This is a genomic window from Photobacterium sp. GB-72, assembly GCF_003026095.1.
In the GTDB taxonomy this organism is placed as follows: Bacteria; Pseudomonadota; Gammaproteobacteria; order Enterobacterales; family Vibrionaceae; genus Photobacterium.
In genome coordinates, this window is sequence record NZ_PYNV01000019.1 from 55,750 (window position 1) to 67,215 (window position 11,466).

General features: G+C 38.7%; 11 protein-coding genes. 5 read left to right on the top strand and 6 right to left on the bottom strand.

All coding sequences use genetic code 11. The features are described from left to right. Window positions 1–38 precede the first annotated feature (38 nt). From C9J40_RS18065 to C9J40_RS18085, 5 genes are all read right to left on the bottom strand, one after another. The gene (locus C9J40_RS18065) at window positions 39–428 is read right to left on the bottom strand and encodes a hypothetical protein (protein WP_107247589.1); all 390 of its coding nucleotides are present in this window, start codon (window positions 426–428) and stop codon (window positions 39–41) included. Window positions 429–1,202: 774 nt separating this feature from the next. Then, window positions 1,203–1,859, bottom strand: a complete 657-nt coding sequence (locus C9J40_RS18070; RefSeq protein ID WP_107247590.1) for a DUF2268 domain-containing putative Zn-dependent protease — start codon at window positions 1,857–1,859, stop codon at window positions 1,203–1,205. A 456-nt stretch (window positions 1,860–2,315) separates the two neighbouring features. Further along, window positions 2,316–3,140 carry a hypothetical protein gene (locus tag C9J40_RS18075; RefSeq protein WP_107247591.1) on the bottom strand — a complete coding sequence of 275 codons (825 nt, stop codon included), beginning with the start codon at window positions 3,138–3,140 and terminating at the stop codon, window positions 2,316–2,318. A 408-nt stretch (window positions 3,141–3,548) separates the two neighbouring features. Continuing rightward, window positions 3,549–3,929, bottom strand: a complete 381-nt coding sequence (locus C9J40_RS18080; protein ID WP_107247592.1) for a hypothetical protein — start codon at window positions 3,927–3,929, stop codon at window positions 3,549–3,551. A gap of 339 nt (window positions 3,930–4,268) precedes the next feature. Next, window positions 4,269–5,153 carry a glycosyltransferase family 9 protein gene (locus tag C9J40_RS18085; RefSeq protein WP_158259275.1) on the bottom strand — a complete coding sequence of 295 codons (885 nt, stop codon included), beginning with the start codon at window positions 5,151–5,153 and terminating at the stop codon, window positions 4,269–4,271. A 769-nt stretch (window positions 5,154–5,922) separates the two neighbouring features. On the opposite strand from C9J40_RS18085, the gene glpT reads away from it, so the two are divergent. Together glpT and glpQ are read left to right on the top strand one after the other, a co-directional pair. After that, on the top strand, window positions 5,923–7,290 hold the full coding sequence (gene glpT, locus C9J40_RS18090) for a glycerol-3-phosphate transporter (protein WP_107247594.1): 1,368 nt from the start codon (window positions 5,923–5,925) through the stop codon (window positions 7,288–7,290). A gap of 47 nt (window positions 7,291–7,337) precedes the next feature. Beyond that, the gene (glpQ, locus tag C9J40_RS18095) at window positions 7,338–8,399 is read left to right on the top strand and encodes a glycerophosphodiester phosphodiesterase (protein WP_107247595.1); all 1,062 of its coding nucleotides are present in this window, start codon (window positions 7,338–7,340) and stop codon (window positions 8,397–8,399) included. Window positions 8,400–8,452: 53 nt separating this feature from the next. On the opposite strand, the gene C9J40_RS18100 is transcribed toward glpQ, so the two are convergent. Continuing rightward, window positions 8,453–9,349, bottom strand: coding sequence for a LysR family transcriptional regulator ArgP (locus C9J40_RS18100; protein ID WP_107207101.1), 897 nt, complete (start codon window positions 9,347–9,349; stop codon window positions 8,453–8,455). Window positions 9,350–9,510: 161 nt separating this feature from the next. Between C9J40_RS18100 and C9J40_RS18105 the strand changes: the two genes are divergently transcribed. The 3 genes from C9J40_RS18105 (at window position 9,511) to rbsD (ending at window position 11,442) form a co-directional block, all read left to right on the top strand. Further along, the gene (locus C9J40_RS18105) at window positions 9,511–10,137 is read left to right on the top strand and encodes a LysE/ArgO family amino acid transporter (RefSeq protein WP_107247596.1); all 627 of its coding nucleotides are present in this window, start codon (window positions 9,511–9,513) and stop codon (window positions 10,135–10,137) included. Window positions 10,138–10,161: 24 nt separating this feature from the next. Next, the gene (locus C9J40_RS18110) at window positions 10,162–10,644 is read left to right on the top strand and encodes a YbaK/EbsC family protein (protein ID WP_107247597.1); all 483 of its coding nucleotides are present in this window, start codon (window positions 10,162–10,164) and stop codon (window positions 10,642–10,644) included. Between the two features lie 378 nt (window positions 10,645–11,022). After that, window positions 11,023–11,442: a D-ribose pyranase gene (gene rbsD, locus C9J40_RS18115; protein ID WP_107207120.1), complete on the top strand. Its 420-nt coding sequence runs from the start codon at window positions 11,023–11,025 to the stop codon at window positions 11,440–11,442. Window positions 11,443–11,466: the final 24 nt, after the last annotated feature.

Here is an 11,466-nt window from a genome sequence, read left to right on the forward strand (position 1 = left end):
ATTTACCTCGAATCCTATAACGCCCTGTTATAGCCGTGCTATCTGCTAAGTGAAATAATGTGCAGACGTGGTTTTTTTAGCTGTTCAATGAGTACAGGAGGCAACGAGCTTACCAGCTCTTTTCTGACTTCGTATCTTTCGACGAACCAGTCTATTTCTTCTAAATCCAAATGTGATTCGTCAATTTCTAAAAGTGTTGCTTTAAATCCACCTGACGGTAACTTGATTAAACTTTGTACTGTTTCATAGAAGTCTTCGACGCTATCCGGAATGTCTAAAAGTATTGCATTCTTATCTTCTGAGTACCAAAGACTTTTGGGATAACGAGTTAAGAGGTAATTTTCGAGACCTATCGTTGCATCAAATTGGTCTCTACGTTCAAATGGTAGTTCTATTTTAAATAAATTATACGGACTGTTTTTAGACATAGTTGCTCCTTTTACCAAGCCATTTTTTGATCGTAGGGTATAACAGTATATTAATAAGTACTCTTACTTTCGCGCAAAAATAGACTCATAAAATCCCTTTATCATATTCGATATGATCTCTTTATATCATGAGGTTAGTGGCGCTTTTTTCACTTAACCTTTGTGAGAGGATGTTTAAAGTAAGAAATGTATTTAATCAGCCTTATTTAAAATAAAAATAATTCACAATCACGTTAATACGATATGAATGAGTATTTGAGCTAACACATTTGTGGGTAGAAGCATGTTATGTAAATTTGGTCACTAATTAGCTGTATTTAATATATTAGATCCTCAGCACACCTTATTAACCTTACTTCCACTAACAACGCACCCTCTGATAATTGCCGATATTTTTAACGGATAAAGCAGATTTTTAACAGCATTTTGTCTAGAAATTTAGATATACGTCAGGTTTTATAAAACACTTAGCTATCTTATGCGCTACAAGCTGTTTTTAGTTTGTAAATTACTGTTATTGCCTGTTGGAACGGAGAGCGTGGCGGGGCAATTATAAGAGAGATAAAGCCCTTATCTGAAAAGTATTATTTCACGCTATAAGAACAAGATAATGGTTGAACCATAGATAGTGAAATAAACAAAAAGCCAGCATGTTATAGGCTGGCTTTTGTGAGAGCAGTTTCTATATATTTTCAATATTTGCTTACAGAGTGCTTGGGTTTATCCAACATGTCGGATAGGCATCGGCTACGCGACATAATTCTTATCTGTCGCTTAACAAGCCGCCTTCACTTTATCATTTAAAAAGTGGGATGGTTCTAGCTTTATCATTTCAGCGTCGGTTGCATTATGATTCTTCGCATATTCAGCAACTAAATTGTATCCAATCCAGTAACCTGCGTATTTCGGGAACTCATCAGGGTGTGAGCCCAAAAACAATTTATCTAATGAAAAGTCTTTTGTGTCTAATAGATGGCTCATTTGTTCTAGTCCGTTGCGCCAATCATAGTTATCGAGCTCTTTAAATAATGACGATGGCTTACCGTTGGTCACCAGATTTTCGAAATGGCACGCTAAACCTTCCATTATTAGCTGCTGTGACAAGGTGCCTGTTGGCATGTGAAAACTTAATCTCACTGCATGGTGAAGTTCATGCGCTAGAACTTCAAGAAGCTCTGTCTTTATTATTTCAGCAATATCATCTCGAGAGCTGTCCACTAACAGCTCGACTCTATGCTCACTAAGAGCGTAACCGCCTAAGCCTGACGGGGATTCTTCCCCTGTTTGGAATGGAGAAACAGTAATATCAATCTTTGATACTTCAAGGAATTCACCAATTTTAATAAGGGCACATCCAATCGTGTGCTCCAATAAGTCTGAGTATTGGCTTAATTTTCCAGATGCGTTAAGTATTGTAATTTTTACTGCCAAATCATACTCCTTTGATTAGGCTGGGTTTAAACGAGGGCATAACCGTTATTAATGGCGTTGTTTTGTGTTGTTACCATTAACAATTTAATCTCTGCGAATTGCTAATGTTTTAGCCGATAGCACAGACATTTCACAGTGCTTTGTCTATAACTTTAGAGATATGTCAGGTTTTATAAAAAATGTGGTTATCCAACGCGGTGGTAGCGGTTTTGACTTGTAAATCACTATTATTGACGATATGGATAGTTTAAAAAGAGATAGTGGTTAGACGATTAAAAGAGATAAGTCTATGTTTTGCAAAACATTATTTCTCACTATAAGAGCAAGGTAACGATTAAGTCACCAACAGCGAAATAAACAAAAAGCCAGCATGGTATAGGCTGGCTTTTGTGAGGGTAATTTCGCTTAAATAGTAAATCTATTTATTTGAACTTACGAAGTAATCATTCAGTACGATTAATTTGTACACATATCACTATCTTTACCCACTATACGCCATACACCCCAATTAGCAGATGCTTCAGGTGTTGGTTCTTCACCTGTGGTATACCATTGGTTATGGTATGACAGGCCATCATGCATGACTTTTTCACATGGCTTATCATAGACTTTAGCTGGATCCCACTCACCTTCAGGTACCGGTGGTACTGGAACGTCTGGTGTGTAATCGCCAATAGAAATCATACAGCTATTGTTTTGGAAATTAACATTAATTTGCTGTGGATGTTCTGGATCAGCCTCGCTTGCAAGCTTAGCAAAAGCACTTTGTGCCTGTGCTGTACAGTCGACGCCACTGTCTTTCATTTGATCGATACTTGCATCAACTGGCAGTGAAATATGGGTATTTGGTGTCATCCAGTTATTAACGATATTTGCTCCTGCTTTAGAAGCAGAAAGGAACATCTGACCCTCTATTTTTGCATCAGTATAAATCTGGATTTCACTTGTTGGATCAATAGGACCTTTATCCGTTACCGCATTAAAATCACTTCCTATCGCTTTTTCAACATTGCTAATCGCAACATCAAGTAACTGATAAATAGCTTTACGATCAGAATCATTACTTAACGTAAATGAGTCTGTAGACTTAATGTCTAACTGCGTTAGCGCATCTTTAAATGCTTTGTCAGCTTGAGATGCCGTGACAAAAGTCAGTGCTTCTTTGTCTTTATTTGGCTTGTATGACAACTTAGTCATTGCGAATGCAAATACTCGATTAAATTGCCCTGCTAATAATGACACCTGATTATTAATATTTAATCCTGCATCTTCAAGATTCACGCCGAATAATTGGTCGATATAAAAGGAGACTTGGCGTGGGTAACGGTAATAAGTATCACCCGTTGTATCAGAAGAACCAATTGCGTCTCGGTAATCTTGTGGGCTTAAATTGTAGTTATTCCTATAGTATTTAGTAGATTGACAGACATTACGTGATTCCAGTTATCACTAACGGAAGTGAGCATTATCTGATCCTCGATTTTATATATACTCAGAAAGTTCAGCTGTTTTATGTTTTATAAGCAGCGATACCTCCATATTAAATAAAGTCAAATTAAAGGCTCGGTTTCGTATTAATATCGAAACCAAGCCTTATCAGTCCTTAAATTAAATGCTCCATTTTGTATGGGCCATTTAATTATATTTTTTGATGTTCTATTAAGCATTATTTAGTTATTAACATTTGATCTATTTAGGGGCTGGAAACCCATCCAAATCATCGAACGGCATTATTTTTCCGCTCCATTTCCCCTCTTCTTGTTTTGCGACAACAATGAACTGACCATATGTTGTACCGGGTGATCTGTATTTTAAGGGGACGACAACACCATCATCCATATGAATCGCGCCATCGATCCTTGCAAGCATGCAAATTCCTCTGGTTAGGTTATCCTGCCTCAATTCAGAAGGTTGTATCTCGCCGAGAAAGTGCTGTTCACAAAATGGTCCTTCTAAAACAAGGTCAACCGTACCTGGCGTACTGTTTAGCACTGTATAGTTTGTATAATCAGCGAATGATGGAGCTGAAAATAGTAAAAAAGAGAGTGCAACAAAAAGAAGTTTTTTCATCACGTAGCATCCTTAATCAAGATTAGAGAATGGGCGACATGTGTCAAATATATGCAATAGCTATAATACATAAATGGTATATAAAACATATGTTTAGGTTTTATATTTGTAGAAAAAATGAGACACCCTAAAGCAAAACGATTGATGATTGCTATGTTGCTTAGGCTTTTGGTTGTCTTTTGATGATAAGTCGGTGGGGGTGAATCGATGAGGTTGAATCGCTTTTGATGAAAAATTCAATGTGTATTGAAGAAATGGTAAACCGATTCATAGCTTGAGAGCGCTGAATCGGTTTATAAATTACCTGCGTTATAACAAGGTTATATTGAGAAGCATAGCTTAATGAGATTGTTCATTAGTCGTGAAAATTTGACTATTAATTATATCTTCAACATTGCCGGTTAATGCTCCCACATGTTTTTTTGCACTCTGAGGATGCCAAAGCTTGCACTCAAGTTGTGACTCCTTAAATAAACCTATTGTGGGTATATTGTAAGCACTCGCTATGTGAATAATCGCGGTATCAACAGAGATCACGCCTTTTGATTGTTTAATCAAATAAATCGCGTCTTGTATAGAATCTACACAGCAAACACGAGAAACGGGCGCTAATTGGCTTTCCCATTCATCTTTATTTTTTATATAGGAAGGCAAAATAAAGACACAGTTAAATCCATCGTTTTTTAATTTTGTAAGTATATCTATGCTTTTCTTTATACTTAGTGATCTACTGTTACGAGAAGCAAATGGATTAAAAACCAAATAGTCTTTAAGGTTTTTACTATTGATCAGCATTTCCATTTTATCGTTTTCTTTAGCAAAAACCTTAAACAGAGCAGGGGGCTGAGCAAAACCATATGCGGCCATTAGTTTTGACCAGCATTCAGGCTTACTTATGTTATCGTTATTAAATTGTATCGGTGGGTTCTGTATACAATTATGCTGGTAACAATCGTGACCGATAGTTAAGTCGGGCTTTAATGTAAAACCGACGATGCTCCGATGTGGTTTTTCTATAGAAGACACTTCTATTAGTAAATCGACATTACAATTGATCTTCTCTTTTAATATCTTAGGGTATTTATACCATTCTCTTTCTTTGGGTAAGCAAATGTAATTAACCCGAGTGTCATATTTTACAACATCTTCATTTTTCTTCGTACATAAAACAACCACATTGGCTTCTGGCCACTTGGCTTTAACTGCTTCAATAATAGGTGACATTGCGAAGTAGTCGCCTATCTGAAATGTGGCATTAATAAATACATTCGGTTTTTCTGGAAGGCTATTTATTGATGATAATTTGTTTACTCTTCTATTTAGTATGCTAGATATAAGCTTTTTAAGCATAAAATGTTACCGCCCGTAGTAAATATTTATCTACTTCCATTTTGATGACTTTACCTTACTAATGTATATATTGTGCTTTGAAATTTAGGCGTATTCAAAGCGTATTACGTTTTACCAATTTGGGCTTAAATCAGCCAGCTTTTAGCAGCATACGATCATGATGGCCACGCTTTTATCTGCACTTCTAAAATACGCTATTTTAACGCTATGATTCTAAGCATAAAATCATCAATTCGCTCTAAGTATATAGATGATTTGTGATGTACTGCGAAGATTGCTGATTAAATTTGATATTAAAGTTTGTTGACACATTTATAGAGTTGTATTTTTAGACGTTTTAGCTGCATTTTTCTTTCTCTTTACATCGTTTATTTCTTTCCTGTAATACGACTTCCATCCGATATATTTGATTTTTTTATGAGCGAAATATTTCGTTGTTAATAAAACTATCATGATTACTTTATATGTTGAAAGCGTGATTTTGTTCTTGGTAGGTATATTTTACTGGCAACATATTCCATTTATTAACACTAACTAAACCTTTGTCACAGAAATTTAATTTGATATCCATACAATCCACTTTTTTTCGCTTGTGAGCGAAAATGTTCGTTTTAAGTAATGTATGGATAACAATGAGGCTCTGATGTTTGGGATATTCAAACCGAAGGCGCATATCGCACCTTTAGAAAATAGTAAGGTCGATAGCACCTATTCTCGCCTGCGATGGCAGTTATTTTTCGGTATTTTCTTCGGCTATGCAGGTTATTACCTCGTCCGTAAGAACTTTAGTTTGGCAATGCCATATTTAATTGATGAAGGCTTCAGCCGCGGAGAGCTTGGTGTTGCTTTGGCTGCGGTGTCTATTGCTTATGGTTTATCGAAGTTCTTAATGGGGAATGTGTCAGACCGTTCTAACCCAAGATACTTTTTAACGGCGGGACTGGTTATGTCCTCGTTGGTCATGCTCTGTTTTGGCTTTATGCCATGGGCGACGGGAAGTGTGGCTGCTATGTTCATTTTATTATTCCTAAATGGTTGGTTCCAAGGAATGGGCTGGCCTGCGTGTGGACGTACCATGGTGCATTGGTGGTCTCGTAAAGAACGTGGCGAAATAGTGTCGGTGTGGAATGTTGCTCATAACGTGGGTGGCGGTTTAATCGGCCCTATGTTTATTCTTGGCCTTTGGGCATTTAATGACGACTGGCGAACTGCTTTTTATGTTCCCGCTCTTTTTGCTTTGCTGGTCGCATTTTTTGTTTGGTTAACCGTGCGTGATACGCCTCAGTCATGTGGTTTACCACCAATTGAAGAATATAAAGATGATTACCCTGATGGATATGATAAGTCGTTTGAAACGGAAATGACGGCGAAAGAAATCTTCTTTAAGTATATCTTTAATAACAAGTTACTTTGGTCAATCGCGATTGCTAATGCCTTTGTTTATCTGATCCGCTACGGGGTGCTAGATTGGGCGCCAGTATATCTAAAAGAAGCGAAAGGCTTTTCTGTCGATAAAACATCATGGGCTTACTTCTTGTATGAGTGGGCTGGTATTCCGGGCACTTTATTGTGTGGTTGGATTTCCGATAAGTTCTTTAAAGGACGTCGAGCACCAGCCGGTATCTTGTTTATGGTGCTGGTAACGCTGGCGGTATTGGTTTACTGGTTTAACCCAGCAGGCAACCCAACGGTTGATATGTTGGCGCTTATTGCTATCGGCTTCTTAATTTATGGCCCTGTTATGTTAATTGGTTTGTATGCGCTTGAGCTTGCACCGAAGAAAGCAGCAGGTACTGCGGCAGGGTTAACGGGGGTATTTGGTTACCTTGGTGGTGCGGTTGCAGCAAATGCTGTGCTTGGTTATACCGTTGATCTTTATGGTTGGGATGGCGGCTTTATTATTCTGGTTGGTTCTTGTGTGACATCTATTGTGTGCTTTGTTTATGCACTATTAGGTGAGCGCGCACTTCATGAACGTAAAGCAAAAGAAAAAGCAGCATTAGCACAATAACCGTATTGAGGGGCGGATTGTCCCTCACTATTTATCAAGGATATATGATGAAAACAATCTCAGTTGGCTTCACTTTTTTAGTACTTAGCTTATCAGCAGGGGCGATTGCAAAGCCGCTGGTTATTGCTCACCGTGGCGCGTCAGGCTATTTACCCGAACATACACTTGAAGCGAAAGCGCTCGCTTATGCCATGAAACCTGATTTTATTGAGCAGGATGTGGTGATGACGAAAGATGATCAATTAGTGGTACTGCATGATCACTATTTGGATCGTGTGACTGATGTTGCTGAACGTTTTCCTGATCGCGCGCGTAAAGATGGACGTTATTACGCGATTGACTTTACGCTCGCTGAAATTAAATCATTAAGGGTGACGGAAGGGTTTAATATCAATGATAAAGGCGAGAAAGTCGCGGGCTTCCCACAACGATTCCCAATGTGGAAATCACACTTTACTGTGCCTACTTTTGCGGAAGAAATTGAATTAATTCAAGGCTTAAATAAGACCTTAGGTTATGACATTGGTATTTATCCTGAGATTAAAGCGCCTTGGTTCCATCGCCATGAAGGGAAAGACATCTCTAAAGCGGTACTTAAAGAATTAAAACAATACGGTTATACCTCGCAAAGCGACAAAGTCTACCTGCAATGTTTTGATGCCAATGAGCTAAAGCGTATTAATGATACTTTAATGCCCGAGATGGGCATGGATTTAAAACTTATCCAATTAATGGCTTATACCGATTGGAACGAAACTATGGTTTATGACGGTGATAAAGCAACGCCGTATAGCTACGATTGGATGTTCAAACCGGATGGTATGGCAAAAGTGGCGCAATATGCGGAAGGGATTGGCCCTTGGAAACCGATGTTAGTGGATGATAAATCAACCCAATCGAACATCATTATTAAACCGTTAATGGCGCAAGCAAAAGCGGCGGGGTTAACAGTGCATCCTTATACTTTCCGTGCTGATGAAGGCCGTATTCCGTCATACGCAGAGAGCTTTAATGGCATGCTTGATGTGTTCTACAATCAGGTAAAAGTCGATGGTGTATTTACTGATTTTCCTGATAAAGCCGTGACGTTTCTTAATAATAATAACTAGTGCTACATAAGGGATTGGCCCTCTCGATTTGGGAGGGCTTTTTTTTGCTGATCTTATTGTGGTAAATGGCTTTGTGCGTAATGAATGATCGCTTGTGATATTTCTTTTAATACGCCCGTTTCTAATTGCCAGTGATGCCAATAAATTTGGTTAGATAAGGAAAAATTCGGTGTTATGTTCACCAGTGTGCCTTTTTCTAATTCTTCGATGATCTGTAATTTGGGGATTAAACAGTAGGCGATGCCGGCAAGAGCCATTTTGATAAAAGCTTCTGAGCTACTGATTTTATGATGGACGGTATTATCAAGATTTACATTAAAGTGCTGGGTAAGAAATTTCTGGTGTAGATCGTCAAACTGATCGTAAGACACCGCTGGTGCTTTTGCGAGTGTTTGGTTATTGACACCGTTTTTGAAGTAGCGCTGGGTAAATTCAGGGCTCGCGACACACACGTAATCAATACAACCTAAATAGTCGGCTCGACAAGACGGGATCGGTTGCGATTCGAGGCTAATTGCGCCAGCCACTTCTCCGCTTTTCAATTTCTCAATCGAGAGGTTTTCACCATAAATGCTTAATGTGATTTCAACTTGTTTTTGTTTCATCACATCTTGCAGTGACGGCAATAACCATGTCGCTAGGCTATCGGCGTTGGTCGCAAGTGAAAGTTGAATAGGGCGTGCGCTGGTATCGTTTTCTAACTCTGGCAATATTTCATGTTCAAGTAATCTAACACGACGATATAACCCCAGCAGTTTTTTGCCTATTGCTGTGGGTTTTGGCGGTTGCTCTCTTATCAGTACAGGTTGAGCTAGAAACTTTTCTAATTGTTTTACCCGTTGTGAAATGGCTGACTGTGAAATGAAGAGGTATTCAGCGGCACGTTCAAAACTCCCTTGATGAATAATCGCATCTAAGGCTTCAATCCATTTGTAATCCAATCCTCGCACTTCACTCTCCTTGCTTATGAGTCTCACCACGTTATATAGGTAACACCACAGTTATAAGTATCTCTAATGTTATATTAAAATCATTAATTATACTTATCCATCTAAACCTTTTATCTTCTCGGCTCTTTACGAATATTATTTTGATGCTGCTGAGGTGAATGATGAGTTTTTGGGTTTTATTACAAGGGTTTGGCTTAGGGGCATCAATGATCATCCCTATTGGCGCCCAGAACGCTTATGTTCTCAATCAAGGTATAAAGCGTAATCACCATTTAACGACAGCAACGATTTGCAGTTTGCTAGATACGCTGTTTATTTCCATCGGAATTTTTGGTGGTGGTGCCATTTTAGCGCAACATGACATGTTACTTACCTTTGTCACAGTAGGCGGCATTGCTTTTTTAACCTTCTACGGTTTGTTGTCATTAAAAAGCGCGTTTAAAAAACACAATGCTGATGAACAAAATGGTGAAGTGGTTGCTCGCGGTCGTCGTGCTGTTATCTTAGGGGCATTGGCGGTGACGGTGTTAAATCCACATTTATACCTTGATACAGTGGTGATTCTTGGTTCACTAGGTGGTCAGTTTGAAGGAAATGACCGTATTGCTTTTGCTGTTGGTACCATCATGGCATCGTTTGTCTGGTTTTATAGCCTGTCTTTAGGGGCGGCAAAGCTTGGGCCTGTTTTATCACAGCCAAAAGTGAAAAAAGGCATTGATCTGTTAGTGGCTGCAATGATGTTTACTATTGCGATCATTCTTGCCAAAGAGCTGATGGGTAAGTATTAGTAAAAGTAAAAGGGATAGTGATATATGCAATCATTACAAAAAATTTATGCGTTTAATACCCAACGTTTAAAGTCATTGGCTATCCCTTATCGAGAATGGGAACACGAAAGTATTCTTGATTTTGAAACTGATCAAAAAATAGCAGCGAGACTGGGTTGGACCGGAGTACATACGAAGAGCATCTTTATGAAATTTAAAGATCATGGCTATGCGTTGTATTTGACGGATAAAGATTCGCGGATGGACTCGAAAAAAATAAAGACGTTAATCGGTAAGCGTCCCTCTATTTGTACTGGTGAAGAGATGACTGCGCAGTTAGGGTGTTTACCCGGTGCCGTTTGTCCTGTCGGGCTACCTGAACATGTCGCTATTATTATCGATTCATCCTTGTATGCGTGTGAAGAGTTACTGTATACGCCCGGTATACCGGAAATTACGTTTGGCGTGGCGGGTAAGTATTTAAAACAGTTATTAGGATCGGAATCTAATGCTATTTATGAACTGTAAATAGCAGACCAAGATAAATAAATGCCAAGGGCTTTGAGTTTAATATTCAAAGCCCTTTTGCTTTATTTGAAACAGGGAAATGAACGCGATGCTTAGTGAAGTTTTAGTTAATACTAAAGAGGGTGAATAAGTGAGTTATCTGTTTTTTATTTTCATCGAAACGTTTCGCTGATTGAAGTGTGACCTAGTATTCTTTTTTGTCTTTATATTGATACGCAAGACCGATCATTCTCACATCTTATTGAACCGGGGATAGTCAAAAAAATCTGTCGGATTATTATGCTATCGAAACGTTTCGATGGTGTTTTCTAAAACGGTAATTTTCACCGATTAGCAGATGCTTTTAGTAAGAAAACGTATAACCGAATGGTCGATAACATGAAAAAAAGTACCCTCATTAATTCAGAATTGTCTTACCTCGTTGCCACACTAGGACATACCGATGAAATCACTCTTTGTGATGCGGGCTTGCCTATTCCAGATCACGTTCAACGTATTGATTTAGCATTAACGCATGGTGTACCGAGCTTTTTAGAGACGGTGCGTGTGATGCTCTCTGAAATGCAAATTGAAGGGGTGATCATGGCAGAAGAGTTTGCCCAAGTGAGCCCTGAACATCACCAAGCCTTGCTGGTTGAACTTGAACTAGAGCAAGCGAAAACGGATAAAAAAATTCATATTCAATACGTTACCCACGAGCAGTTTAAACAGCGTACGGAACAAAGCCGAGCGATAGTAAGAACGGGCGAATGTACTCCGTATGCCAATGTGATTTTTCAATCCGGTGTGGTGTTTTAGTCAAGAGCGACGTTGAGGATAAAT